Below are 26,886 nucleotides of genomic sequence, written 5' to 3'. Positions count from 1 at the left end.
GCGCTCCTTCCCTTGAACCCGTGTGCCCCGTTTCTGAGAGAGAAACAAGTTTGCGTGCAAGAAGCGCGAAACGTTTGGTAAATCGGTTGATGGAGAGCAACATGTCTTCACTGAGACAAATCGCGTTCTACGGAAAGGGCGGCATCGGCAAGTCGACCACTTCGCAGAACACGCTGGCGGCGCTGGCCGAGATGGGTCAGAAAATTCTGATTGTAGGGTGCGACCCAAAAGCGGACTCGACCCGTCTGATTCTGCACGCTAAGGCGCAAGACACGATTTTGAGCCTTGCGGCGAACGCCGGCAGCGTGGAGGACCTCGAGCTCGAGGACGTAATGAAGATCGGCTACAAGGACATTCGCTGCGTGGAGTCCGGCGGTCCTGAGCCGGGTGTCGGCTGCGCCGGCCGCGGCGTCATCACCTCGATCAATTTCCTGGAGGAGAACGGCGCCTACGAAAACATTGACTATGTTTCATACGACGTGCTCGGTGACGTCGTCTGCGGTGGCTTTGCGATGCCAATCCGCGAGAACAAGGCACAGGAAATCTACATCGTGATGTCAGGTGAAATGATGGCGATGTATGCCGCGAACAACATTTCCAAGGGCATCCTGAAATACGCGAACTCTGGCGGCGTTCGGCTGGGCGGTCTGATCTGCAACGAGCGGCAGACCGACAAGGAGCTAGAACTGGCGGAAGCGTTGGCCAAGAAGCTAGGAACTCAGCTGATCTACTTCGTGCCGCGCGACAACGTGGTGCAGCATGCCGAGCTACGCCGCATGACGGTGCTCGAGTATGCACCCGATTCCAAGCAGGCCGATCACTATCGCAATCTTGCGACCAAGGTTCACAACAATGGCGGCAAAGGCATTATCCCGACCCCAATCTCTATGGACGAACTCGAGGACATGCTGATGGAGCATGGCATTATGAAGCCCGTGGACGAATCCATCATCGGCAAGACCGCCGCCGAGCTCGCGGTCTCGTAAAAGTCGCGAGTCGCGGCCTTGTGCGGCGCGCGACGGATGCCGGTCTCCCCCCGTCGATCCCGGGAGGCCGGCATTCTACCGATCGACCCTGATCAAAAATATGCGGCAGCGCAAATCTGACTACTGTGGAGACCCAAAAAAATCATGTCCGAAGCGCACTTCCTCCCGTTGATGGCTGCTTGCGCCATTGATGCCAGCAGCCAGGTGCATAGGGGAATTGCAACCTACCGCCTGCTCACCGGTGTGCCTCCTGCAGACGCCGACATTGCCCTTGAGAGCAATCTCGATCGCCATGTCCTGGCGTCGATCCTGGCGGCTGCCACAATGGATGGTGGCTTCCTTCCCGAAAAGGCTGGCCTGTCCGGCCTTGAACTGGCGGCCTTGCTGGAGCAGTACTTTCCTGCGCTTGAGATTAAGCTCGCGGAGCAGCTCTCGGCTTTCAAGTGCGAAGAGGACGACGAGATCGCAATGCTGCGCGATCTCTTGCTCAATCAACGCTCGACGGAAGGAAATATCGGGCGCTGGCTGGCTGCGATGATCGCGCGCCGTGCCATTGAGCCAGACCACCTGTGGGAAGCTCTCGGCTTGCGCAATCGTGGCGAACTATCTCGTCTGCTGAGCCGCCATTTCGCGCCGCTCGCCGCGCGCAATGTCAACAATATGCGCTGGAAGCGCTTCTTCTACCGCATGCTTTGCGAAAATGAAGGCCTTGTGATGTGCACGACACCCGTGTGCAATCAATGTCAGGACTTCAATCTCTGCTTCGGCGAAGAAAGCGGTGAGAGCCGGATGGCCGAGCGCCGGCGCGACTTTCTGTTGCAGGCCGCTCGGCCGTTCGTTGCCGGCGACTGGCCATCCGAACTGCCACAAGGCTCCGCTATCGCTCCGTCATCCGAGAGAGACTCGCCGGATTTGGTAAGCCGCGCGCGAGAGTGAGGACGCGGTTGATGCGGTTTCGATGCGAGCGAGTGACCATGTATGCAAGGCGGCGGCGGGCCCCAAGCACTCCGCGACAATTCTCACATCCTGGCGCGCGACAATTGCATTAACGTTTGAATTCGGCGCAGCAACAGGCAAGCCATCCGCTTCACGAGCCTGTCGCATTTGCAACAATCTGTATGCTGAAGAAAGTCGAGGACGGAAGCGGTAGATTTCCCAACGGGTTGCCTGGGACGGCGGGCTGGCATGCTGGTTGCTGAAGCGTCGTAGGTCAAACTATGAGGAGCTCTCGCGTGATTGCCGCCAGCACCGCCGCCAAAACGTCTTCGTCCGACCAAGTGCGCGCCAAGCCCACCGTGCTCAACGACACGACATTGCGCGACGGCGAGCAGGCACCTGGCGTTGCGTTCACCACAGAGGAAAAGCTGGCAATCGCGCAGGCGCTGGCGCGGGCCGGTGTCACGGAGATCGAGGCGGGAACGCCGGCAATGGGCAACGACGAGATCGAGGCCATTCGCGCCATTGTCGAAGCAGATCTTCCGCTGACCACCATAGGCTGGTGCCGAATGCGCGAGTCCGATGTCGACGCGGCGATTGAAGCAAAGGTATCCATGATCAATTTGTCGATCCCGACCTCCGATGTCCAGATCGCGGCCAAGCTAGGTTGTCCTCGCGACCAGGCGCTGGAGCGGGTGAAGCGAGTGGTAGGATGTGCCTGTGAGCGCGGCCTTGAGGTCGCCGTCGGTGGTGAGGATGCCTCCCGCGCCGACATCGATTTTCTGATCAGACTGATGGCAATTGCAAAAGCCGCGGGCGCGCGTCGCTTTCGTATTGCGGATACGCTAAGCGTGCTCGATCCTGACGCAACCTACGCGCTGGTCAGGAATTTGCGTGCGTCCACCGATCTCGAACTCGAATTTCACGGTCACGATGATCTCGGGCTCGCAACCGCCAACACGCTCTCCGCCATCAAGGCTGGCGCGAGCCACGCCTCAGTGACCGTCATGGGGCTGGGCGAGCGGGCCGGAAATGCACCGCTGGAGGAAATCGCGGTCGCACTCAAGCAGCTCTACGGGTGGGAGACCGGCATCATACTCCCAGAGCTCGAACACGTTGCCGCGGTGGTAGCAGCCGCGGCCGCACGTGCTATTCCTACGAACAAAGCGATTGTCGGAGAGCATGTATTTACGCACGAATCAGGCATTCATGTCGCTGCCCTTTTGAAGGATCAACGCACCTATCAATCGCTCGATCCCGTTTTGCTTGGTCGCTGCAACCGTTTTGTGATCGGCAAGCATTCCGGAGTTGCGGCGATCAGCGCGTTACTCGATGAACTGCAGCTCGACGCCAGCGCGGATCAAGTCAGACAGATCCTGTTGCAAGTCCGCAAATATGCTATCGAGCACAAGCTGCCGGTCGAGCGTGAAACCATCGCGGCGATCTGGCACGACGTGTGCGGATGCCTGGCATCGCGCCCCGCGTGAAAAGCCGTGTTCAGCGTTTGCGTCGACCATTCGCAACCGGCTGCGCCGCAAGGATGGTGTCCGATGTCGCTGATGGGCGAACGGCGTCCAACTGGCGAGCGTCAGATCCCCGGCGCGATCTTACCTCCAGATCTTACTTGCCGTTCCGCCATACGTGCTGTGATCTCCTACCCAATGGCGAGCCGTCCGCGGACTGCCAATCGGCGTCTTCTCGCGCGACTGATTTCCGGTCCGGCGAGCGTCAGCTCCGATCGCGGTTTGGCCATTAATCTCGGAACTTCATCGGGACTGACTATGTCATCGACGGACCTGCCGATCTGGGCCGGGAAGTTGAGGGCATGGTTTCCGCAGTCACGCTATGGCGATGCGCACCAGCTGTGCGAGGCACGACGGCAGCACTCAACAGGCGCCAGGCCATTTCATTGGCCGTCCAGAGCTAATCCGAAGGAGAATTTTTCATGATAAACTCATCCCCCGCAGCCGGTATCCTGGATCGGCTCAGCAAGGCCTCATCGGCAGAGGATTTCTTTTCGCTGCTTGGCGTCGATTACGACCCTAAAATCGTGAACGTCGCGCGCCTTCACATCTTAAAACGCATGGGACAGTATTTTGCCAAAGAACAATTTACTGGTGCCGCAGAGCCGGAAATCAGAGCTCGGTGCAAGGCGATGCTCGAGCAGGCCTATGCCGATTTCGTGGCATCGACACCGATCGACCAGCGAGTGTTCAAGGTTTTGAAGGATGCCGTCGCAGACCCTAACAAGCCCGCGGCCTTCGTCCCGTTGAGCGAGCTGAAGTGATCTCGCGCTCCACTGCAAGCAAGGTTTGTCCGTCGGGGCGCCGTGGCAGCCCGATGTGGGGCTTTCGTTTCATCTGTCAACTCTCTGCGGCCGTGACCCGAGCGGTGCCTGTCGTATTCCCGACCCATGTGTGGACCGGTCGTGTCTACGGTACAGCGGCCATTTCAAGTGTCTGCCAAACCGGTACTTTTGACCGACCTTCAGTGGTTTTTGCAACTGGTACGACACTTGCTGTTGTCCTGCCAATCCGATCATCGATGCCGACAGATGGTAGTCGTCCGAGATGAGATTGAAGAAAGACCAAATGATGCTGCTTTTACTGCCTGCCGAGCGCTTCACCATCATCTCGTGGCCTACGATCGCTTGGTCGGTTCGAAAGGGTGTTTGATGCGACCGAAGCTGCGTGTCGACGGTGAGATGGTGGTCAATGGATAAGTTGCCTCTTCGCGCTACACCTGCAGAGGGTGTGCACAGCATCGTGCGCATCAAATCGATCCCTGATTCCGCTCAGATTCGTATCCATTCTATGGCGGATAGCAACATGCGTCAGGGAGAGGGCCAGCGTCGGCCAATGGGGGTCTTCGATGCTGGAGGCTCGCCATGGATTGCGTGACAGGTGCGTGGCCGGGATTGCCCTCGTTGTCACCGTCAATGCGGAGCCGCTGGGCCGAAAGTGAGGCGCAGGTATTGCGCAGCGAACGGCTTACCAACTCAGGCATGGAAGCGACCGGTCAGAGCCCGCGGCGCCCTGGCCGCTGCGGTGGCGCTTGTCGAACCTGGCGCGCAAGCGTCCAGTTTGGAGGACCTCTCCAAATCCGGCCGGACCGGTACGTCTGTCGCGACGGCGCCTCTTGTTGTGCGGCCGATCGGACCAAGCAGACGGGGCAGAGCAGCTGGCCCCTTGCTGACCAAAAGTGATCCTCAGTCAACGAAGCTACGTAAACCTGTGGCGCTGGCGCGCCTATCTTTGAGGGGAATCTAGAGTATGAGCAATGCCACCAGAACGGCCATGCCTGCGGGGACCGGCCGCGCAGCATCCAAAAAAGAACTGCCGGAGCACTTTAAGGCGTACAAGCACGTCTGGGTCTTTGTCGAGTTGGAGCGCGGCCAGGTGCATCCGGTTTCCTGGGAGCTCATGGGAGCGGGGCGCAAGCTTGCTGACAGGCTAAAGGTAAATCTTGCCGCTGTCGTTATCGGTCCAGAGGGGCAGCACACACGTAACGCCGCGCTTGACGCCTTTTGCTATGGCGCCGATCTGGCTTATATCGTGAGCGACAATGTTTTGTCGGATTACCGCAACGAATCCTATACCAAGGCGCTAACCGAACTCGTCAACACCTACAAGCCCGAGATCCTGCTGTTGGGGGCGACCACGCTCGGTCGTGATCTCGCAGGTTCCGTGGCGACGACTCTGTCGACGGGACTCACTGCCGACTGCACGGCGCTGGACGTCGACGCCGATGGTTCGCTCGCGGCCACGCGTCCGACCTTTGGCGGCTCGCTGCTCTGCACGATCTATACCTTGAACTATCGTCCCCAGATGGCAACCGTCCGCCCGCGAGTCATGCCGATGCCTGAGCGCGTCGTACGCGATGCCGCTCGTATCATCGTCCATCCGCTCGGCCTTCTCGAAGATGATATTGTCACAAAAGTATTGTCGTTCCTACCCGACCGCGATGCAGAAACCTCCAATCTGGCCTATGCCGATGTCGTGGTTGCGGGCGGCCTGGGACTGGGATCGCCTGAGAACTTTCAGCTGGTGCGCGAGCTCGCAACTCTGCTTGGCGCTGAATATGGCTGCTCGCGTCCTCTGGTACAAAAAGGGTGGGTTACGTCTGACCGGCAAATCGGCCAGACGGGCAAAACCATCCGGCCAAAGCTCTATATCGCCGCCGGCATTTCCGGCGCGATCCAGCACCGGGTTGGCGTGGAGGGCGCTGATCTGATCGTCGCCGTCAACACTGATAAGAACGCTCCGATCTTCGACTTCGCCCATCTCGCGATCGTCAGTGACGCCATCCAATTGCTACCGGCGCTGACCTCCGCATTTCGCGCCCGGCTTTTGCCGAATTCGCGGGCCCGGATCGCGGTCTAGAGGAGATGAAGATGATTGAAGAGAGATTCGATGCGATCGTGGTCGGAGCGGGTATGGCCGGCAACGCGGCGGCATTGACTATGGCCAAACGCGGCATGAAGGTGCTGCAGCTCGAGCGGGGCGAATATCCAGGATCGAAGAATGTGCAGGGCGCCATCCTTTATGCCGACATGATGGAAAAGCTGATCCCCGAGTTTCGAGAGGAGGCGCCGCTCGAGCGTCATCTGATTGAGCAGCGGTTCTGGATCATGGACGATCGCTCCCATGTCGGCATGCATTACCGTTCAGACGACTTCAATGAGGAACGGCCGAACCGATACACGATTATACGCGCCCAGTTTGACAAATGGTTCTCTTCCAAGGTGCGGGAGGCCGGCGCGACCGTGCTGTGCGAGACGACCGTCACTGACCTCGTACGAGACGAGCGTGAAAGGATCGTCGGCGTTCGTACAGATCGCCGCGACGGCGAAATACATGCCGATGTCGTCGTGCTGGCCGAGGGGGTCAATGGCCTGCTCGGGACGCGCGCGGGCCTGCGCGCGCGGCCGACACCCGATAACGTTGCGCTCGCGGTGAAGGAGATGCACTTCTTGCCTCGCGAGACTATCGAAGCGCGCTTCAATCTCAAGGGCGATGAAGGCGTCGTGATCGAGGCGGCCGGTACCATTTCCCGCGGCATGACGGGTATGGGTTTCATCTATGCCAACAAAGAGTGCATTTCGCTCGGCATCGGTTGTCTCGTCGCCGACTTCCAGCGCACGGGCCAGACACCCTACGGCCTGCTCGATCAATTCAAGAGCCATCCCTCTGTGGCGCCCCTGATAGTAGGGTCCGAAGTCAAGGAGTATTCGGCTCATCTCATTCCTGAAGGCGGGTACAAGTCGATCCCGCAGCTTTATGGGGAAGGCTGGGTCGTGGTGGGCGATGCGGCCCAACTTAACAATGCCATTCATCGTGAGGGCTCCAATCTCGCGATGACTTCCGGGCGCATCGCCGCAGAAGCAATAGGTCTGGTGAAGTCGCGCGGCGAGCCGATGACTGCAACAAATCTGTCGATCTACAAGAAGATGCTAGACGACTCCTTCGTCATCAAAGATCTAAAGAAGTACAAGGATTTGCCGCCCCTAATGCATACACAGTCACAAAACTTTTTTCTCACCTATCCGCAGCTCATCTCCAAGGCGATGCAAAACTTTGTGCGCGTCGATGGCACGCCCAAGGCTGAGAAGGAGAAGGCGACCCTGAAATCCTTTGTCAAGGCGCGGTCATGGACAGGTCTGTTTGGCGATGCTTGTCGTTTTGCTCGGGCCTGGCGTTGACCGCGACAGTATGAAGCTCAACAATGGAAGATCAATGCATGAATGCCGAACCCCCAGTGCGCGTCGAGGACAAGCTGTATTACAACCGCTATCTTGTCGATATCGGTAACCCTCACGTCAAGGTCCGTGCGCACACCACGCCATCGCCGCAGCTACTTGCACTCCTGAAAGCCTGCCCCGCGCGATGCTATGAGCTCAACGACGACGGCCAGGTCGAGATAACAGTTGACGGCTGCATCGAGTGCGGCACCTGCCGCGTGATCGCCGAGCCCACCGGCGACATCCAATGGACCCATCCGCGCGGTGGATATGGAGTGCTGTTCAAGTTTGGATGATGGTGGAATTAAGGGTGGTGGTGCGGCCGGCGTTAGGCGATAGGGTCTCACCGCATCTGTGGCGCCTCCCCTGCACGGCTCCTGGAAGTCGAGCAAGCCACTCTTTCGTGGGGACGCTGCGCAAGACATGAATTGCAGAGTGGTTGTGGCGTCACACTGAATGGCGCCACAACCAGCGATTGGATGCTAGAGGAAGGATCAACCCCTCGCCTGAGAGGGGTTGGGCCCAGCGGCCTCGATTGCGATCGCCACTGACTGCATGATCGCGGCAAAGCGCACGGCAGTCTGGATCGCTTCGGAATTGACGCCCGCGGCTCTCAGTGTCTTCTCATGGGCATCGAGGCAGGCACCGCAGCCGTTTATGGCGGAGACGGCAAGCGACCACAGCTCAAAGTCGGACTTGTCCACGCCGGGATTGCCGATGACGTTCATACGCAGCCGTGGCGGCATCGTCTTGTATTCCGGGTTGGAAACGAGATGGGCGAAGCGGTAGTAGACGTTGTTCATTGCCATCAGGGAGGCTGCGGATTTCGCTGCGGCAATCGCCGCGGATGTCATCACAGCGGACGCAGCCGATTCCATCGTGGCAATCAGGGCTGCATTGCGGGTGGCAATCGCGCTCGCCAGCAGCAGCCCGTATTTTCGCTGCGGCGGAAGCGTCTCATCGGCCACCAAGGAGGTCAAATTAAGCCTGACATCCTTCGCGAACTCGGGAATCCTGTCGCTTAGTTGTTCGATCGAAGACATGCTGCCTCAAGCAACCTTCAAGGTTTCGCCGCCGATCTCGCGGTTGCAGGGACAGAGCTCGTCGGTTTGCAGCGCATCCAGAACGCGGAGCGTGTCCTTAGGACTGCGCCCGACACTGAGATTGGTCGCATAGACGTGCTGGATCGTATTTTGGGGGTCAACAATAAAGGTGTAACGATAGGCAACCCCTTCGGGTGAACGCACGCCAAGACCATCGACGAGCGTTCCCTTTGTGTCGGCAAACTGCCAGATTGGCAGTTTGTGCAGGTCGACATGTGAACGCCGCCAAGCAAGCTTGCAGAACTCATTGTCAGTCGAACCACCCAGTACAACCGCATCGCGGTCGGCGAATTCCTTGGAAAGCCGGGCAAACTCAGCGATCTCTGTCGGGCAGACGAAGGTGAAATCCTTGGGATAGAAGAAGATGATCTTCCATTTTCCTGGAAAGCTCGCTTCGGTCAACGTTTCGAATGCACTCTGTCCTCCTTCTTCCTGCGCTTGAAAACCGGGCTTCACGCCGGTGATTTCGAACGGCGGCAACTGACTTCCAACTCCGAGCATGCTGTCCTCACAAATTTGCTCTCTGTACATGGTGGCTTCACTGTTGAAGCAAGCTATGTGCCATCCGTTCTCAGGAGTGGAGTCCAGCGGCCTTTGATACAGGCGTGCCCGCGCGCTGGGAGCATCGATCAGAGAAAAATCTGTAGCCAAGCGCTTCCTTGCCAAGGCTCATGAAAACAGCCTTGCTTCGCGCGACCGGCTGAGATGTTCCCTGCAAGGGTCTGGTCGAAGCCCATTCTGCGTCCCTCAGAGCAAACTGCCTCATCGCGCCATCAATGTGATGAATGACTTTCGACCTGCCGAGATCTAATGGAAATACTGAACCTGACGAAGCGCGAGGTTCGTCGCATCTGGAGCAAACAAGAGCGGCTGTAACGCCGCGACAACATTTGGCTTGTAAGTCCAGATGCTCGCCGTTGCTGAGCAAGGCGCGAGTAATCATAGGCTACGGCGCTTCGCTCATTGAGGCGCTGAAGCGGCCGGCAGGCTCGAGGATTTTCCGGATCCTGAAATGTTTGAGAGCCAACCAGGCTCCTCGTCGGTGCCGATGGGGGCTAACTCTACGTAGCGTCAGGTTGTACAGTCTGGATCATACATGCGGCGATCACTCTGAAGCCTCATCATCACGAGGAGAGAGCTCACTGTCTGAAGATCTTAGGTGTCGGGTAGGTAACTATGCAGGCATGGCCCGGTTTGTCGCGGATGTGAGGCATTGGCGTGAAGAATTGAGTGAGAAGCAAAAAGCGCAGTCGCAAGCATCAAATTCCGGCGGATCTTCCAACGCAATGGATCAGCTCAATTTCGACCCCGATGCGCCGCAGGCGACCTCGCCCGGGAGTAGTACGCGAGGTCGTTGCTCTTCGTATGAGGCAAGTGGGCCTTCGTCTCTCTCGGACTGTTTTCAGTTATTAGCGAGGCCAATCAGGAGCGGGCGCTCTGCAGCAGCACGCAATGCTGGGCAGGTGTGAGTAATGCGCGAGTTCGGAGAGGCGTGCGCTGGGGGTCTCTTTTGTTCAGGCATCGGTCTCGTCGGCCGGCTTCTTTAAGCTGGAGTATCTGTGGTCGGTGCACCGGAGCGTGACTCCGGGGCGACTATGAAGAGTTATGTCATCTAAGGAGAGTAGTATGGAGCCGGGATATAGCGATCCGAACTATTGGATGCGCTGGTACGCCGAGCAACAAGAGCTGCAGCGTGCGCGGCAAGAGGTCGATGCTGAGCCTCCAGATCAAGCTGGCTTCGAGCAGCAGTGGGTGAGCTGCAACTCCGCTCTGCTGAGGAGAGTTCGTCCGAGCCGAGTTCGCCCGAGGCTCCAGCTCTCCGGTCGCACGAAAATATCGACCGTCCGGATATCGGTGGTTCGATGCGGATGCCGCCCAGGTCCAACCTGCGGGACAGTTCCTTCAGCAGCACGCGTTACAGCGTCGATGTTCCGCACGCTCATCTTGGCTCGGCCGCAAGCGATTACCAATCTGACTTGCGGGACAGGCCATTCAGCAGCATGCGCTACACAGCGTCGTCGGAACTACAACCGGAGGCGCGGACCAAGGAGAGCAAGTCCCGTGGACTATTCTCGCGGGTCAAATCAGGGATCGGCAAGGTGTTTGGAGGAAGTCGCCGGGAGAAGTCGTCCGGCGGCTCGTCCTCCGACGCCGTCTATTCAGAGCTCCGCATGGATTTCGCAAAGCGCAGTCGACCGTCCGAGGAGGACCTGGAGCTGATTGAAGAGTCCAAGACGGCATTGGGTAGCGCGAACCGGAAGACCAAGACCATCGAGAACTACGTGACCGCTCTTCGAATGTTCAGCGAGTTCCTCCGACCAAAGGCATCACGCTGAAGGACTTGCTTGGCAATGCTGATCGGCTAGCCGCCTATAAAGATGAGTTTATGAAGGTGGCGAGCGCCAATAGCAGGAACTATGTGGGTGGAGCATTGGAGACACTCCGAAATTTCCAGGCTGGAATCCCATTCCGGCCCCAGCTTTTGTGACCACGCGAGAGCAACCGATGCATCCCCAGGACGAGCGGATGATCCGCCAGTTCGTGGAAAACGTCAAAGACTACAGAATTACTCCTGATGGTACCAGAGGCCGCGGGACCGGAAAGGTCCCGGCTGCTACGCTCAAGTCCAATGTGCAGGCGCTCAACACGTTCGCTCGTTGGCTCCGAGCCCAGAATAAGGGGCCATTGGCTCTTCGGGCGTTCAATGAACCAAGGTCGCTAGCCGCCGACATCGACGAATACGTCGAAGCTGGTGGTGATGATCGTGACCGCCTCAGCGCGGCACTGTCTCACCTGCGCAGGATCGGGGCTGACGGGCTCCAAGCTGTCGGTGCCGGGGCCCGCCTGATGGGGCGCGAAACATTGTCGGCTCATCCGGAGGACATCTCCACGATCGATGACTTCTTGACCGACGCTCTGTCCAAGCTTGGATCTGACGCAACCAAAAAAGAGAAAGCCGCCGTTTCGACGATGGTTTCCCGGCTACGCTCCTTTAGTGATTGGCTTCAAAGGGAGGGCAGGCCGAGCATCATGGACCGAATCGGCGGCAATCCTGCGCAGCAATCGTCATTGAACGCAGATTATGCGGCGTTCAGTAAGGCCACAAAGCGGACGGCCCCACTCGATCCATTTAGAGAGTACCTAGGTCTCGAGCCCCAACAAGGATTTCGCCCTTACGAGGACGACGCCCGCCTCATCGAGGGCCTCGCCAACGAAGAGCTGAGCAAGCTCGACCCGAGTTCCCAGCACAGGAGAAAAACCATTCAAGGTACTGCCTCGGCGCAACGCAAGTTCAGTGACTGGCTCCGCACAGAGGGCAAGGAGAGCATCGCGAGCCGAATCAACGGCAACAATGAGCAGCAACGCTCGCTGGATGCAGACTACCGGGCTTACGCCGAAGCCAAGGGGAAATCTGGCGTGACTCTCAAGAAGCTCAGGCAGGTGCAAGTCGTCGAGGCAAACAGAGCGCTGGGTGTACCCTTTACTCAGCAAAAAGCAGGCTCGGACTCAACCTCCACCCCGACCTGGATGCGAGATTTGCCGACGCCGCCGCCCGAAAGTGAGTGGCCGCCGGTATTAGGCCCGGGTCAGGCCGGCTTGCAGGAGCAGGCTGGGTCGAGCTCGACTTGGTCCCCACAACTGCCGACCTATTTCGACTTTCCCACGCCGACGACCGAACCAGCTCGGTCCTCAGACATCTATCGGGGTCTCGGTTCTTTGGTTGACCTACCGTCCACACCTCAGGACATGCGTGACGATGCCCAGTCACGGCCGGTGCAGAGCCCTGCCGGCAGACCTCCGTTCTTCATCGGGCCATCAGGCGTACCAAGAGCTGGAGGATATCGGATATCTCGTCGGCGAGGATTGGCAGCATGGCTCACAGCCGGTGCCGGATTTCCTGCTCGATGTACTGGACAACAAAATGCTGTTGCCGAGTTCGCGGATGGCTCCCCAGCCGGTCTCCATCAACGGGGAGACCTACTCCATCACATTGGGTCCGCGAGGACGCCGCGACGCTCAGCTGATCCATCATCCTGGCCCATCCTCGGCTCCTAAGGCCAGGGTCGGCGGTTCGGCTGCGAGTGCCTCCGCCGGCGACCGGAGCGGGCGGGTGCTCGGAGCCAGGGACTGGCTGGGCGACGAGCATATCCAGCGGGACTACGAACTCCTGGCGCAGGAGTTGTGGGCGAGCAATCCAAATCTTGCCACCCGGACCCGGTTTGTAGATCCTCTGATGGCTTTTCGGTTGGGCCAGGGCACCAACGCCGAGGCGCTATCCGCATTCCATCAGATTGTCGATGATCCCAATGGTAACGACACAGCCGACTTTCTGTTCTTGCCGGTGAATGACGCCAGCACCACGGACCTCGATGACCGCGGGTCCCATTGGTCGTTGCTGCTGGTGGACCGCCGCGATCGCAACAATCCGGTCGCCTACCACTACGACTCCGCCCGGGGGCGCAATGATAGACCCGCAGCAATGCTCGCTGCGCGGGTGGGAGCCGGAGACAACCTACAAAACGCCCCCATACGCCAGCAGAGGAACGGCTACGATTGCGGTGTCTTTGTGCTCGACGGTACGCGGGCGCTGGCCAGGCGGTTAGCGGGAAGACGTCAGCCAGACCTGAACCTAAGCAATCTCGTCGTCGACCGGCAGGCACTGCAGACCCGACTGAGGGGTTGATAGCGCGAGAGCGGGCAGCTGGTTGAACTGCGATGTCTCGCGATAGAAGGTCCGAAATCGGCACGTTCGCAAGGCATCGCGGTGGCGCAGAGCGTGGGAGCGGACGCAAGAGAGCTAAGGCTGTTTTCGGAGGCGGCGAAAGAGCCTGATGGGCGATTTCGGAGACGGCGTGGACGACAGTGTCACTGTCGTCATCAAGCGATCCGGTATCATCGTCCCCAAATGACCGCAGCCGGGGCTGAACGCCCCGCTGCGCGCCAGGCGCGTTGAGATCTCGCGCCACCACTGCTCCAAGGATTGACGATCACAAGGCAGCAGCGTGCCAACGCCCGCGGTGAAGGTTCGCCAGTCGGCAAGGCATTTTTTCGGAACGGCTGTCAGGACTGGTACGCCTCGGGTGATCGCGTCAACGAATTCGGTGCGCAGGCCCCGGCCAGCGGCTTCCTGTTTGGCGAATTTGTTGATCACAAGAAGATCGATCTTGTTGCGAAGTGCCCGGGAAACGACAGCTGCGGCCTCGGCAAGCCCATTTGTATCGAGATTACAGGACATAGCTCCGCTGCCAAGTGGTTGGGAAATCGAGATCTCTTGTCCTGTGGTAACGTCGATTGCGAGCATGACATGCGTGCCATTTGCGCACCTCGCGTGTCGCTGCACGATGCCGCCGATGCATACGCCTTGCTGCGCGATATCCTGAGCGAAATCGGCGAGTAGCCTATCCACATCGTCTTTTGGGCGGTAGAGAATGGCCGCCACACTTTTCGGATCTATATCATCCAGATTAACAATCACGACCGGGTTCCTGTTGATGTGTTTCTCGTATCGGGGCATAGCTGTCGAACGTTCTCATGCGGATCGTGGCAGTGCTTTGCAAGCACTGCTCGGCAGCCCGAGCGGAACGGCGCGCGCGACCTCCGCAAAGACGTTCGCTCCATTGCTGAGCCGCAGCGCATCAAAGGAGCGGCGCGTGATGCGCGCCAAAAGCGGCACGCCAGAACGGCCAGTTTCAAGAGCCAGCACCAAGGTGACCTCCGCCTCTCCGAATGGCAGAGAGGCTTTGATGCGTGCCGGAAACACATTGAGGATCGAGCTTGCACGTGGTGGCTCGCACGCAATGTTGACGTCGCCGGCTGCGATGCGCAGACGCAGCTGCGCGCCCGGTCTGAGCGGCAATCCAGGTACCAGAAGGCGTGCTCCGTCGAGGCGGAGCATGATCAGCCTGTAGCGTCCGTCATAGCCGCCGACCAATGTATCAAGGCAGACTGCCGCTTCGCCGCGCCTGGCAAGCGCCGGATCGCTCTGAACGACATTGAGTGGCCCGGCCGCAGTCACGAGGCCATCTTTCATCATGACAAGATGATCGGCAAAACGCTCGATATCGGCAATATCATGGGTGATGTAGATCATGGGCAATGAGAGCTTTTCCCGCATGCGCTCGAGAAATGGCAGTATCTCGCATTTGGCGTAGCGGTCGAGCACAATGAGTGGATCGTCTAGCAAAAGTAGCTGAGGCTGGCCCAACAGCGCGCTGGCAAGGGCAAGTCGCTGTCGCTCGGCCGCCGAAAGATGTGATGGCGAACGCTCGAGCAGCGGCGACAAGTCGAGCAATTCGACCACTCCATCAAAATCGATGAGTGTTGGTGTCGATTTTGACACCTTGTATTGTAGGGTGCGCCGTACAGACCAATGAGAAAGAGGAACTGGTGGTCGGAATACATATGCGACGGGACGCAGATGAAGCGGTCGAAACGTCGTCTCGTCCTGCCAAATCTCTCCATCGACGGCACAAAATCCAGTCGGCACATGCTGCACGCCAGCGATGCAGCGCGCGAGTGTGGTCTTGCCGCACCCGGGCGGACCAAAAATTGCTGTGACGCCTTTGGCCGGCAGGCTGAATTGCGCATCTAACGGAATGTTTGCGAGAGAGCCGTTGAACGCCACCTCAATATAGCCCGTTTTTGCTTCCCTCATGAACCTGCGCCTGCGCTGCATGTTCCTATCCAAGTCACGAGCACAATCGCTGCAATGGAGATGATGGCCATGCCTCAGATAATCCGGCCTGTGCCGCTCCAGCACGGGATCTCTGCTCGCGTGAGGGCATAAGGTGCGGCGGAGAACTGCAGATCTGTGTTAAGATCAGCGGCTTCTTGAGCATCTCCGCACTGCGACTCGGACGCTGCCCAGTACGCTTGCCAATGAGAGGCAAAGCGCCTGTCCATTAGGGCGAGGTTTTCAGCCCGTTTGGCCCGCGCGCGGGCTTCTGCTGAATGTCCAAATTGCGCGGCTTGAGAGGTTTGGCGCTCAAAATGCCGGCTCAGGCCAGAGCTGAATACTGGCTCGGAGCCGGAAATCCGCATCACGGATCCCACGGTTTTGCCAGCCGATTTGAAGTTTGCGCCGTGAGCCACGGTCATGGCTTCTGCATTCTCGGGTGCGAGCAGCATAAAAGCCAGATCGATCAAGATGAATTGGATAAACTTCATTGGAACTCCGGCTACGCCGTGGCTTCCTTTACGGCGACTGGCTGATCCCTACCCAGCAATCCGCGTGCCGTTTCAAGGAAATATCTGCGCGTCTTGCGGCAAGGGAGGCTTTGTATCGGTCTCCGCTCCGCGTCTTCAATCGCTGTATTTTATTGTAGGACTTGGGACGCTCGCGTCACCAAGCGCACATGCAGGAGCTACCAGATGGAGGCTGAGGATGATCTATCGCCTCGTGGATTCGGGATGGTGCTTTGGCGAACATGCGGCCGTAAAACTCGTCAATCACGCACAAGTCCATGCCATCCTATTTGGCGCACCTTCCTATCTGGGCGGAGGAGAAGGTAGGCCCCCTCGGGCGCTTGGAAAAAGGGGCTGATGTGAGGTGATATGCGGTGCTCGCGAGCTAGGCAGAGCGTCCTCCGCGCAGCACCGGTTGCGGGCCATTTCAGGGCGCTGCCCTTCGTTGCATCGCGACGCGGCCCAGGATTGAGCTGCCCAAGATGGATGATTTGATCGAACCCTCACGAACCCTTTCGTCTTGGGAGGAACGGGTTGGGGGTCGAGACTTGCAATCGGAGCCTGCTGAATGCTCCAGCGTGGACCGCCTAGCGTGCCACCATCATGAAGGCCTATTTGTCTAAGGAGGGCTTTGGCGTTGCAATGGTGCGCGTGGGCAGTATCGGGTACTCGATCACTGGCAGCTGCCCGGTGAGCGAATTCAGAAAGGCGACAATCTCGTCAGTTTCTTCATCGCCGAGCTTTGCGCCAAGCTGAACCTCACTCATCACGCCAACCGCTTGTTTAAGACTCCAAACCTGACCAGAATGAAAGTAGGGCGGGCGCAATGCGACGTTACGCAACGGGGCTGAGCGGAAAACACACTCATCGCCAAGATCCTTGGTGACGGCAAAACGACCCTTGTCCTCCCTCGGAAGCAGGCTTTCGGCTGGCCTTTTAATCGCGCCGAACGGGAAGAAATCCTGTCCACCGATGTTGATTCCGTTGTGGCAACAGGAACAGCCCTTTTCGATGAATAGCTTTAGCCCGGCTTTTTGCTGATCGGTGAGAGCATATTCGTCGCCTTCGAGGTACTGATCGAAGGGGGCGGCGGGAGTAATCAATGTCGCCTTGAAAAGCTCGATGGCCTTGGCAAAATTTCAAACGGGCACCGCATCGTTGGGAAAAGCCTTGTCGAACATAACGACACATCGGTCATTGAATTCAATGTTCTCAGCACGCGATCGGGCGTCGCATTCATTTCGACACTGGCCTGGACAGGGCCTGCGGCTTGCGCCTTAAGATCCGCCGCGCGCCCATCCCAGAACTGCGCCACGTTGAAGACCGCGTTATAGACTGTTGGCGCACGACGTGACCCCAGCTGCCAGCGATGACCAATCGACGTCAGTCTACCCCGCCCATCCCAAGGTTATGACACGTGTTGCAGCTAATAACCCGCTCGCCGATAGCCTCGGATCGAAAAACAAGGATTTGCCCAGTGTGACCTTTTCATGGGTGATAGGATTGTCCTTCACCGCTGGGGCGATTGAGGGAATCGGCTTGAAAATCTGCTTGACGGCGCTCGCCAGATCCTCACTGGCACCTGCTGCTGGGGAAGCCAGAATGGCTGAGGCCACAACACTTAACCTGCCGGCCCTGGAAAGCTCGCGTACCGTTAATTTCCTCATGTGAAGTCTTGCTTTCCTTCTAGATCGTGGGATCGTGAACACAGCGCTCGGTCCGCGCTCGTCCTCAGAAAGACTGCAGCAGTCAACGACGAATAGTCTTTTCCGAATGATGGACTAGGCGGCACCCAGGCTGACGCTCCGACGTGACAGTTGCGACAACCACCATCAGCCACGGCATCCTGGCCTGTCGGTCCAAACTTCGTGCTTCTCGGAAACTCAATCGTACTGCACTCTTCGACTCTGCAGGTCGGCTGGTTGAGACCGCGAACAAAGCGAGCTGCGCCAACGCACTTGTCGCTGATCGTCTCGATGTCGGCCCCCAACACTAGGCTGAGCGTCATCCACCAAAATCGGTGGCGTTCCGGCCCGCGGGCTGTCGCTCAAGCGTGCAGTGGTCGGGAGTTCGTCCTACTGCTCGCAATGTGGGTCTTAGGACGTATTTACGCATGCCAGACGCTCAAAGTGCTTGAATCGTCCGTAGCGTCAGGTTGTAGGCATTGCGAAGCAGAACACCATATTGGGAGCCAGCATCGCCACACCAGCGCTAAACGCCGAATCTCTGTTGTATCTCGGTCTTCGCAATGAGCGTGTTGCGTGGGGCAGGACGACGATCGGAGACCGCCCAATCCGGTAAACAGAATGCGCTCGCGGGCCAAAGAATAATAATGAAGGATATGAGACTTAAGGCAGGTTTGGTGAATCAAGAGCGGCGAATGAGCTGGGTCTGCAAAGCGCCCCGGTGTGCAGCCGCTCTCGCTCCGATCGTGATCGCGATCACAGCCATGTGGTGCGCAGGACAAGCTTGTGCGCGAGATCGGCAGGCCGAGGAAGTCTTGACGTCGTGCCGACCAGACGTGATGCGCTTCTGTGACCGCTTTACAGGGCGTAGCGATGTGGTCGTAGCCATGTTTTGTCTTAGGGACAACTTCAAGAACTTGCGCCGCGAATGCCGCCGCATGATCCCGATTGCGGCGGAGAGAAACGAGGGGCCGAGACGGCGTCTCAACAGGATTCCAGTCGTCCTCCCTCGAGAGTGAGGCGTCCGAGCCGTAGCTTTCAGAAATCGGGCGACAATGACGAGCCTTAGGCTGACGGGCGCCGCAGTCTGGTCAGCTGGGGGGCAGAAGCATCATCCTGCTGAGCTGCAGTTCATCTATCAGGGGGACTGAGCTCCGTGAATCGATTGGCCTCGATCAGCGATCGATGTGCGTCCACGCGTGTTACGAGGTCGTAACGCGCTCTGAAGGGCGATTTTGTACTGCAGCAGTTGCGCTCTATTCAGTGCTGCAGCCATTCGCCTACTTCGAGGCCGTCGAGAGATGGCCATCGGCTTGCTGTAACTGGTCGGAAGGAGAACCTGCGTAAACTGTGGTGGTTACGGCCGGACATCTGCAGGAATCCGTGCGGCCCATCAAGCCATAGCGTTGTGCTCGGGAACTAGGTATTTTCCGTCAGGTCGCTAACTCGGCTATATCTGCCAAAGATCGCCAGGAATGTTGGTGTTGCAGGTTAGTTCGATCGCGGTCTTCCCCAGATCTCAGCTGGGATGAGCCTGCCCTCGACAGCCGGGCTCAAACTACCGATAGAGCTAGAAAACCTCTTTTGTTAGCCGTCCATCGCGTTCCCGAATGGATGCGCCGTTCTCATGGGCCTTTCAGGGGGCGCTTGGCCCGATTGTGGTGCTCTTGGTCGAATACACTTTGGGGCGCAAGGTCAGAGGAAACGCCGTCGACAAGAGCCGTTCAAAGGCAGAAAGCTGTTCAAGAAGACGCTTCTCAACGGCCATGCGCTCCGCGCCAGGCAGGTCCGTTTTAAGCAATCGCCGGCAGCGCCAGATTTCGTTCCGAAGCGATCTGATCTCAGTTAGTGTATCGTCAATTGAGGTCATCAGAGAGGCTTCGTCCCTGGAGTATCAAGCATAGCGATGGTCATGGAGCGGCCATTCCTTGGCTCCTCATTCCTGCCGAATAATTGCATCCGAGGACTTGCGACTTTCCCGTTCGTTCTTTCGGCGAGCAAAGATGCGCGTCCACTGAAGAGTCGTATACCGCAAATCATGCGTTCGCGACCCTTGAGAGCGCCATCGAAGAGCTACTCATAGGCTGAACCAATAGATGGCGAGCAGAAGGCTCAAGTAGCCCTTGTGCAACGTAGGCTGTCGATATCGGTGCCCCGAGATCGATAGGCCTTTCGCAGCATCACACTCGAATCCAGATCGCGGAACATGCTGTAGTTCCGCCGGATCCATTGATGCAGCTCGGTGGACCAGTCATTCTCGCTACGCAGATATCCAGTGAAGGAAAAGCTAAGCCGGTCTATATATCTCTTGAGGAACAGCGGAAGCGCGGGAATCCGAAGCACCCGCTCGCCATCCATCGCTTCAGGTAGTCCGCCACGCAGCACGAATTCATTGTGGACAGTGATCAGCGACGCCGGCGGAATTCGCCGCCGCAGCATTTCATAACCGCGAAAGGAGATGCGGTCAGCGCCGGCGACGAAGAGAATGATGGGGGCGACATAGCAGCGCGCCGTCTCCTTTATAAAGCCGATCTCTTCGCACATCCTGAAGAATTCATCGAAGGCGTGAAAGCCGAGATCGATTACCTTGGCTACTTGGTCGTGGATAACGAGAGGGTCCATCAGCTGCATCTTGCCATAAGTGTCGATTACATCCGCGGTCTCCGTGATGTTGGGGAGGTAGTCGAGCAACGACGGCTCTTTCAAATTGACATCAAACGACAGCACTGTGCCGTTTTTCAGCAGCAAAAACTCGCTCATCGCCCGAGCGATGAGAGTTTTACCGACCTGCGGGCTAGGAGAGCAAATGACGTAGATAGGGGTTGCTAACATAGCCAGCAGATCAATTTCGTTTCGTACGTGGGCCAGACCTGAGCTCGCCGAATATGCGACTACTTTTCGCCGGCCCGGGTGGCGGACTTGGCTCCGGCCAATTCCGTCAAGTTGATGCGATCAAATTCGCTCCAGACATTTGACAGCCAGTGCCGGACATAGCCGCGCAGCACGAAGGAGTTGTTCGCCGGTTCATCGTTCCGCCCCTTGTTTGCGACGAAGTCAATGAATGGCACGGATGCGACTTCCACCTGCTCATAGGCCATCTCGTTAAGCTTCGGTATGACCAATTCAGTCGCATGTTTGATGCGGTGAAAGTAGGAGTTGTAGGTCGCTTGATCCCACTGGAAAAATTGAGTGTCGTTGATGAAGTTCTTGACCAGGTAGTACTTTGCGCCGCTCATGAACGTCGCGGTCTCCGCGATCTCGTCTAGCGAAGCGATGGATGATCCCAGGATATGGAACACGGCGAATGTTATCTGGCCAGACCGCGCCGACTCCAAAAATCCGATGTCGCGCAAGGAAGCCAGCGCAGAGGACAGTAAGCCTGCCCGGGCATCAATGACGGTGACTGACAGCCCGGAGTTCAGCGTATCGAAGATCTTCATCTGGTCCGCCGTCGTCATCATGTCAACGATCTCGGTGATCTCGGGATAAAAGCGCTTCAGCGTTCCCCGCGGCGCCTCCGTGTCGAACGCGCGTGTTTGCACGTTGTTGACGCTGAAGTAGTCCAGCAGCGTTCGTGATACGGTCGTTTTGCCGACTCCTCCTTTGTCCGCACCTACCACAATTACAACTGGCTTCACCATGGAAATCTCCTGAGACACGCGCTATTGCCGCGCGCAGACTGCGCAACCGGCGCGTCTCTGCTTTGGGTGCGAACATGGCAGAAAGAAGGGGCAATGAGCCTTTGACGCGAGAGCTCTGCAACCGATGAACATTTTCAACATTATGCGAGTGGCGTCCTTGGATCGCAACGACGATGCAGGCCGAGATAGGGAATAAATCACCTGTACCGGTGATCTACGTGAGGTTTGTAAGCGGCTGGAATGCGCGCCGCCAAGACCAACGATCTGCGATTGCCAGGTCTATTGCGCCGATATCTAGATTGGCATGAAGCGACCGAATCTTACGTCGCGTCAGATTCCGCGCTCGGGGAAGCACAATCGAGTCGGGCTACGCTGTCCGCATGGTTTGGCAAATGATCAAGGGTCTGCTGGTTCAGACCGATTTTGTTCGGCAGACAAGTAGTGATATGAGCGTGAACGGCCGATCTCTCACTCTGCTGAAGAATATTGAGACATGCCAGTGCTGAAACGGGTTGCTAACGCAAATGGCAAGCATGCATCTCTTCAAGCTGAGGCGAGATTGTCGTGTCATTGAGAGGGAGATCGAAGGGTGAGCGGGACGAAGCCCGATGGAGCAACATCGGTGACAAAGCGACACCGAGCACGCTGCGTCAAAAGAACCCCGCGTCCCGGGACCGGCATTCTTCTTCGCCGACGGCGCTGCGTGGTACGGCCCAGAGCAGGTAATGAAGGATGGCCTGGCTGCATGCGCTCTCGTCGCGTTTTAAAGCGCCCATTGTGGTCAGCCTTTTAATTTGCTGGGCAAGGCCGGTTGACATGGAATGCGAGGTGCGCGTCCAGTTCTCGTGTGTTCTGGTCGCTCGCGCTTCAGATAGTTGGTCTGCATATTCGGGCTGGGCGTAAAGCTAGCCATTCTTGTCCTCATGGGCAACCGCCGAAGTGTTGCAGATCCCCAAAGTTTGCGCTGGAGGGGCATCGATCTGCTGGCGCCACGGTACGCCAGCCTGTCGGCTTAACGCAGCTCGAGGACAACGGAACGCGACTACGGCGGTAACGCGATTGAGCAAAACTGCGCTTGAAAGACCGCACGGCAACAGTCCACGAGCGAATATCGCCGCGGGCCAAAGGCGCGTGGCTAGACTTACTTTGCGCGCAATAGCTAAACGCGTCTAAGCGCCTGAGCTGCTCGAAAAGTCAATTCGGTAGCGCCTTCGGGGCGGCGCCTAGCTGCTGGGCGCCTGACGAGGGTGTAGTCGCCGATGGCTTGGTGGTCGGCTGCGCTGCGTCCTCTGGGGAGCGGCCGACGATAATTGTGAGCAGACCCGCGCCCCACAGCCGTTGTGCTGCTCTTTTGGCGTCATCCAAGGTCACAGCCTCGACCGCGCCGTTGTGCTTTTCGAAATAGTCCATGGTCAACTTGTCGAGCTGATGCTGCAACAGTGTTCGCGCAAGCTTTGACGATGTGTTGAGAGTCAGCATTTGCGAGCCCTTCAGGTAGGACTTTGCATCGTTGAGTTCCTGCTGTGTCGGTCCTTCCTCGGCGATGTGGCGGACCTGCTTCTCGATTTCTTCGACCGTTTGGAGGGCGCGATCGGTGCGGGTGCCGCTATTGCCGAGAAACACGGCTGAATGATCCAACCAGACCAGGTTCTCACGAACCGAATAGGCCAGGCCTCGCTTCTCGCGGACTTCGCGGAACAGGCGCGACGTCAGGCCGGCGCCGCCGAGGATGTGGTTGACGACATAGGCGGCCATGAAATCGGGCTCGCTGCGACGGACGGCTGGACCGCCAAAAGTCACAACTGTCTGCGGCACGTCGAGCGGCACAAAGACTCGCTGCGGCGGCTTTGCTGCGACGACTTCGGGAACCGGCGTCGCTTCCGCCTTGGTCGGCAGACTGCCAAAGGTCTTGTCGAGCAGTTTGCAGAGAACCCCTGGATCGACGTCGCCGACCACCGCGATTTTGAGCATGTCTTTGGCGATCACGCGTCGGACATAGCTCTTGAGATCCGCGACCGCGATCTTCGGTACGCTTTCCAGCGAGCCGCCGGCCGGGCGAGCATAAGCATGATCGCTAAAGGCGACTTCGAGGAACTTGCGACGGGCCAGAGACGAAGGATCGGTTGACTCGCGCCGAAGGCGTGCAAGCACAGCGGCACGGATCCGTTCGACATCGGCCGCGTCGAAACGGGGCGAGGTTAGCGCCATCCGCAAAAGGTCGAAGGCTTCGTCTGCATTGTCCTCCAGGGTGCGCAAGGAGCCGCGGAAGTGATCATGAGTCGAGTGAAAATGCAGATCAATCGCACGACGGTCGAGCCGCTCATGAAAGGTCTTGAAGTCAAGTCCGGCAGATCCTTCCTTGAGCAGGCCAGCAACCATGTGGCTTACGCCAGGTTTTTGAGCGGGATCCTGAGTCGCGCCGCCGGTGAGGGCAAATTCCATCGCGATCAACGGAACAGTGGAATCCTGCACGAACCAGGCTTCTATACCGCAAGACGAAACCAGGCGCTTGATCCTGGTGCGGGCAAGTGTCCTCGTGGTGGCGAGCGAATTTGCCGAAGCGAGCATCGCGACTGAGAGCGAGGCTCCTCCGAGAAGGATCTCACGCCGTGTGCAAGGATGGATCATTAGAGCGTCTTTCCGTGTTTCGGGGTGGACTCTTTGATGAGATAGCCGGTCACCGACCGTTTCTTGTCGAGCCATCTCCGCGCGGCCTCGTGCACCTGCTGTGCACCGACCGCGCGGATGCGGTCCGGCCAGCCCCGAATATCGTCGACGGATAGTCCCGTTGTCAGGCCGCGGCCATACCAGCGCGCGAGCATTTCATGATTGTCCTGGGTGTAGGTTACCTGCGCGATCAGGCGCGTCTTGACCCTCTCGAGATCTTGGGTGCAAGCGGGATTACCTGCAATGTCGGCTATTACGTCGTCGATGGCGCGCTCGATCTGGCTCAGTCGGACGCCGGGTTTTGGCAGGGCGGAAATTGCGAATAGTGAGGGATCGAGCGCGGCAGAATGGTAGCTCGCGCTGGCGGTGACCGCGAGCTGCTGTTCGACCACCAGCGAACGATAGAGATATGAGTTGACGCCGCCGCCCATCAACTGCTCGAGTACGTCAAGCACGGGACCTTCGCCGGCGGCCGCGGCTCGAGCCGGTGCTACAAGATAATAGCGGTGCAGGGCCGGCTGCTCGACGAGGGCGTGGGCGAACGTTACTATGCGCCGCGCTGCCGGCGTCGGCTCCTGCGGCCGCAGGCGTTCCAGGGGAATCGATGTTTGCGTGGGGATGCCACCAAATGTCTCCATTACCATCGAGCGGATTTCTTTGGGGGCGACGTCGCCAGCGACAATCAGGATCGCGTTGTTCGGTGCATAGAAGCGCTTGTAAAAGTTAAGTGCGTCCTCCCGGGTAAGGTTTTCGATTTCGTGGCGCCACCCGATAATGGGGCGACCGTAGGGGTGGTTGAGGTAAAGCGCCGACATCATCTGCTCGGCGAGACGTTCACGTGGATTGTTGGCGACTCTCATGCTGAATTCCTCCAGCACGACGTCGCGCTCGCAAAGCACGTCCTCATTTTTGAGAATGAGACCGGTCATGCGGTCGGCTTCAAATTCCATCATCTTGCCGAGGTGCTCGCGCGGCACGTGCTGGAAGTAGCTGGTGTAGTCGAGCCCGGTGAAGGCGTTCTGATTGCCGCCGGCGCGCAAGACGGCCTTGGAGAATTCATTCGCGGGATGTTTGGAAGTGCCCTTGAACATCAGGTGTTCGAGGAAATGCGCAAGCCCCGATTTGCCAGGCGGCTCGTCGGCGGAACCGACCTTATACCAGATCATCTGAGTCACGACGGGTGTGCGATGATCTGGGATCACGAGCACCTGGAGGCCGTTCTGAAGCGTGATGCTAGCTGGTCGATCCGATCTGACTCTGTCGGCAAAAACGCTCTCCTCTTCAGGTAGATATAAGTCGGTGCTATCATCCATTCTGTGCTCGAGCGCCGGCGCGGTGGGCGTCCTCGAGCCGGAGGTATTAGCGGTGACATCTCCTGCCTCGGCGGCGGCCGAAATCCCGTTCTTCATGGCACCTTCCATACTGATCCACGTTCATGGTGGACAAATCTGACAAAGCGCTTAGCTGCGCGTCGTTCGCCAACAGCAGAGCAAAGAGCGGACCAAATTGGCGGAGGGGCGTACTCACGGCCGCGCGCACGTCAACCGGACACAAAACAGAACTGGCGCGCACCATCCTGGTAGAAGGTGAGCCGTCGACCTGTCGTGAACACTACATTTACGTATGACCCGCCAGCATGCTTTGGCGCCAACTGGCAGAATCGCAACTTGCAGAAGGGGGGATTGAAGGCGGTATGATGCCGGTGCAACTTTCCGCAAGCCCGTGGTTACAGATCTCGCTCTATACGGTGAGTGGCTTGGCAATATTTCTCATGGTAGCGAGGCGGGAGTCGGCGAGCAGCTCCCTGGAGTACACTGCGCCGAAGTAGTCTAGGACGAAGGTACCAGAATAGCGTAGAATATCGGCCGCGCGGATTAGGTTATCAAGAATTGTGCCGACTTGGCCAATGCGATCGCGATAGCGCGAGCGGATAACATTAACGGCGTTCATCGAGTGGACCGCCTCGTCGGCAATTATCTCCCGCAGCCAATGATGGAACGTGTTGTTCCCAAGGGCGTCATAAAACGGCTTTTCTGCTGCATAGGCGCGGCAAGTGCACATTTCATCAAAAGCGATCATAACCATCACGGAAAATTCGTCCTTCAGATGTTCAACGATCGGTCCAAAATCATGAGATCGAGCCTCCAATCTCTCCCGAAGAGTCCTTTCGGATCCATTGGCGACAAGTTCAATGATCCGGATAAATCCGTCGGTGTGGCGCTCTTCGTCAACCGCCCAGGCGTTAAAGAATGCAGCAGCTTCATCGGAAGCGATAAGATTTCTCGCCACTAACTCTTGTTTCAAGTACCGGGCGTCATATTCGGTGTACAGATCAGGCCACAATTTGTCCCAACGTGCGCGGACAGCCGACGGCTCGGCGGCGAACATCGCTGGCGTAAGAGTATTGAATAATTCGTTTGGACTCCAGTTCCGTCGAAACGGCGTAATCATCCGAGTGCCCCTAAACCCGTAGGATGCGAGCGCGCCGGCCCACAATTGTTGTCATCCGTACGCTCGCAGAGCATATGCTACAAACAAGATCCCGTCGTCTCCTTGTTTTGGTAGGCTGATGGCGAGAGGTCTTTCGGCTGGCTGAAGCGTCCCCTTGAATGGCGCAGTAGCCTTTTGTGATCTACACGGCGGCAAGACCGGGGGACACTTGTCATTGCTAGTTGCGGGTCTAAAACGGCCTCCTTGACCTCGCGAGGGGCGCTCTGGCGGGCCGCCATGCTGACAGGCACGATAGTTTCAGCAGATCCACGACGCCGCATATTGAGGGGTAGGACTGCGGCACGTTTTGAAGCACAATTAGCGGCACACGTGGCATCCGATGGAAAGCCCCGGCATCAATCGCGGTGGACCAATGGTGGTAGTCTGCGGCCCAGTGGATCCCGAACGTTAGCCTCGTTCCCATAGCCCTTTAATTTCAGCAGTTGCGGCGAT

Annotated in this window: 20 protein-coding genes and 1 pseudogene; 10 read left to right on the top strand and 11 right to left on the bottom strand. The window is 58.1% G+C overall.

The window, feature by feature from the left end; genetic code table 11:
* Nucleotides 1-101: 101 nt before the first annotated feature.
* The 7 genes from nifH to EAV90_RS14485 all read left to right on the top strand — a co-directional run bounded on the left by nifH (nt 102) and on the right by EAV90_RS14485 (nt 7,958).
* Complete coding sequence (gene nifH, locus EAV90_RS14520) at nt 102-986, top strand: nitrogenase iron protein (RefSeq protein WP_122406910.1); 885 nt, start codon at nt 102-104, stop codon at nt 984-986.
* A 144-nt stretch (nt 987-1,130) separates the two neighbouring features.
* Entirely contained in the window at nt 1,131-1,922 is a 792-nt protein-coding gene (locus EAV90_RS14515) for a nitrogen fixation protein NifQ (RefSeq protein ID WP_129143734.1), read from the top strand.
* A gap of 296 nt (nt 1,923-2,218) precedes the next feature.
* Nucleotides 2,219-3,409 (top strand): homocitrate synthase, encoded by a 1,191-nt coding sequence (nifV, locus tag EAV90_RS14510; RefSeq protein ID WP_430644728.1) that lies wholly within the window; start codon nt 2,219-2,221, stop codon nt 3,407-3,409.
* Nucleotides 3,410-3,867: 458 nt separating this feature from the next.
* The gene (nifW, locus tag EAV90_RS14505; RefSeq protein ID WP_122405467.1) at nt 3,868-4,209 is read left to right on the top strand and encodes a nitrogenase stabilizing/protective protein NifW; all 342 of its coding nucleotides are present in this window, start codon (nt 3,868-3,870) and stop codon (nt 4,207-4,209) included.
* A 985-nt stretch (nt 4,210-5,194) separates the two neighbouring features.
* A complete protein-coding gene (locus EAV90_RS14495) occupies nt 5,195-6,304 on the top strand; it encodes an electron transfer flavoprotein subunit alpha/FixB family protein (RefSeq protein ID WP_122405466.1) in 1,110 nt (369 codons plus the stop codon).
* An 11-nt stretch (nt 6,305-6,315) separates the two neighbouring features.
* Nucleotides 6,316-7,623 (top strand): FAD-dependent oxidoreductase, encoded by a 1,308-nt coding sequence (locus EAV90_RS14490; protein ID WP_129143733.1) that lies wholly within the window; start codon nt 6,316-6,318, stop codon nt 7,621-7,623.
* A gap of 38 nt (nt 7,624-7,661) precedes the next feature.
* Nucleotides 7,662-7,958 carry a ferredoxin family protein gene (locus EAV90_RS14485; protein WP_122405465.1) on the top strand — a complete coding sequence of 99 codons (297 nt, stop codon included), beginning with the start codon at nt 7,662-7,664 and terminating at the stop codon, nt 7,956-7,958.
* Nucleotides 7,959-8,156: 198 nt separating this feature from the next.
* Here EAV90_RS14485 and ahpD read toward each other — a convergent pair whose 3' ends face one another.
* Both ahpD and EAV90_RS14475 read right to left on the bottom strand, forming a co-directional pair.
* Nucleotides 8,157-8,705 carry an alkylhydroperoxidase, AhpD family gene (gene ahpD, locus EAV90_RS14480; RefSeq protein WP_122405464.1) on the bottom strand — a complete coding sequence of 183 codons (549 nt, stop codon included), beginning with the start codon at nt 8,703-8,705 and terminating at the stop codon, nt 8,157-8,159.
* Between the two features lie 6 nt (nt 8,706-8,711).
* Nucleotides 8,712-9,266: a peroxiredoxin gene (locus tag EAV90_RS14475; RefSeq protein ID WP_122405463.1), complete on the bottom strand. Its 555-nt coding sequence runs from the start codon at nt 9,264-9,266 to the stop codon at nt 8,712-8,714.
* A gap of 1,247 nt (nt 9,267-10,513) precedes the next feature.
* Between EAV90_RS14475 and EAV90_RS39500 the strand changes: the two genes are divergently transcribed.
* From EAV90_RS39500 to EAV90_RS40535, 3 genes are all read left to right on the top strand, one after another.
* Complete coding sequence (locus EAV90_RS39500; protein ID WP_164936930.1) at nt 10,514-11,101, top strand: hypothetical protein; 588 nt, start codon at nt 10,514-10,516, stop codon at nt 11,099-11,101.
* 169 nt (nt 11,102-11,270) lie between these two features.
* Nucleotides 11,271-12,821 (top strand): hypothetical protein, encoded by a 1,551-nt coding sequence (locus EAV90_RS40540; RefSeq protein WP_245509516.1) that lies wholly within the window; start codon nt 11,271-11,273, stop codon nt 12,819-12,821.
* Between the two features lie 55 nt (nt 12,822-12,876).
* Nucleotides 12,877-13,449 (top strand): Ulp1 family isopeptidase, encoded by a 573-nt coding sequence (locus EAV90_RS40535; RefSeq protein WP_245509515.1) that lies wholly within the window; start codon nt 12,877-12,879, stop codon nt 13,447-13,449.
* A gap of 114 nt (nt 13,450-13,563) precedes the next feature.
* On the opposite strand, the gene EAV90_RS14465 is transcribed toward EAV90_RS40535, so the two are convergent.
* From EAV90_RS14465 to EAV90_RS14410, 9 genes and pseudogenes are all read right to left on the bottom strand, one after another.
* The gene (locus tag EAV90_RS14465; protein WP_347338800.1) at nt 13,564-14,241 is read right to left on the bottom strand and encodes a DUF2478 domain-containing protein; all 678 of its coding nucleotides are present in this window, start codon (nt 14,239-14,241) and stop codon (nt 13,564-13,566) included.
* A 54-nt stretch (nt 14,242-14,295) separates the two neighbouring features.
* Nucleotides 14,296-15,441 (bottom strand): molybdenum ABC transporter ATP-binding protein, encoded by a 1,146-nt coding sequence (gene modC / locus EAV90_RS14460; RefSeq protein WP_129143731.1) that lies wholly within the window; start codon nt 15,439-15,441, stop codon nt 14,296-14,298.
* A 53-nt stretch (nt 15,442-15,494) separates the two neighbouring features.
* On the bottom strand, nt 15,495-15,932 hold the full coding sequence (locus tag EAV90_RS14455) for a hypothetical protein (RefSeq protein WP_129143730.1): 438 nt from the start codon (nt 15,930-15,932) through the stop codon (nt 15,495-15,497).
* 629 nt (nt 15,933-16,561) lie between these two features.
* Nucleotides 16,562-17,617, bottom strand: a pseudogene (locus EAV90_RS14450) (cytochrome-c peroxidase).
* Nucleotides 17,618-19,747: 2,130 nt separating this feature from the next.
* Entirely contained in the window at nt 19,748-20,467 is a 720-nt protein-coding gene (locus EAV90_RS14435) for a hypothetical protein (RefSeq protein WP_129143729.1), read from the bottom strand.
* Between the two features lie 59 nt (nt 20,468-20,526).
* The gene (locus EAV90_RS14430) at nt 20,527-21,276 is read right to left on the bottom strand and encodes a P-loop NTPase family protein (RefSeq protein ID WP_129143728.1); all 750 of its coding nucleotides are present in this window, start codon (nt 21,274-21,276) and stop codon (nt 20,527-20,529) included.
* Between the two features lie 1,194 nt (nt 21,277-22,470).
* On the bottom strand, nt 22,471-23,844 hold the full coding sequence (locus tag EAV90_RS14420; protein ID WP_208738492.1) for a M16 family metallopeptidase: 1,374 nt from the start codon (nt 23,842-23,844) through the stop codon (nt 22,471-22,473).
* Nucleotides 23,845-23,903: 59 nt separating this feature from the next.
* Entirely contained in the window at nt 23,904-25,256 is a 1,353-nt protein-coding gene (locus EAV90_RS14415) for a M16 family metallopeptidase (RefSeq protein WP_129143798.1), read from the bottom strand.
* A 427-nt stretch (nt 25,257-25,683) separates the two neighbouring features.
* Nucleotides 25,684-26,394 carry a hypothetical protein gene (locus EAV90_RS14410; RefSeq protein ID WP_245509514.1) on the bottom strand — a complete coding sequence of 237 codons (711 nt, stop codon included), beginning with the start codon at nt 26,392-26,394 and terminating at the stop codon, nt 25,684-25,686.
* Nucleotides 26,395-26,886 lie beyond the last annotated feature (492 nt).

The organism is Bradyrhizobium vignae, from assembly GCF_004114425.1.
GTDB classification, from domain to species: Bacteria; Pseudomonadota; Alphaproteobacteria; order Rhizobiales; family Xanthobacteraceae; genus Bradyrhizobium; species Bradyrhizobium vignae.
This window is presented reverse-complemented; position numbering and strand designations above follow the sequence as displayed.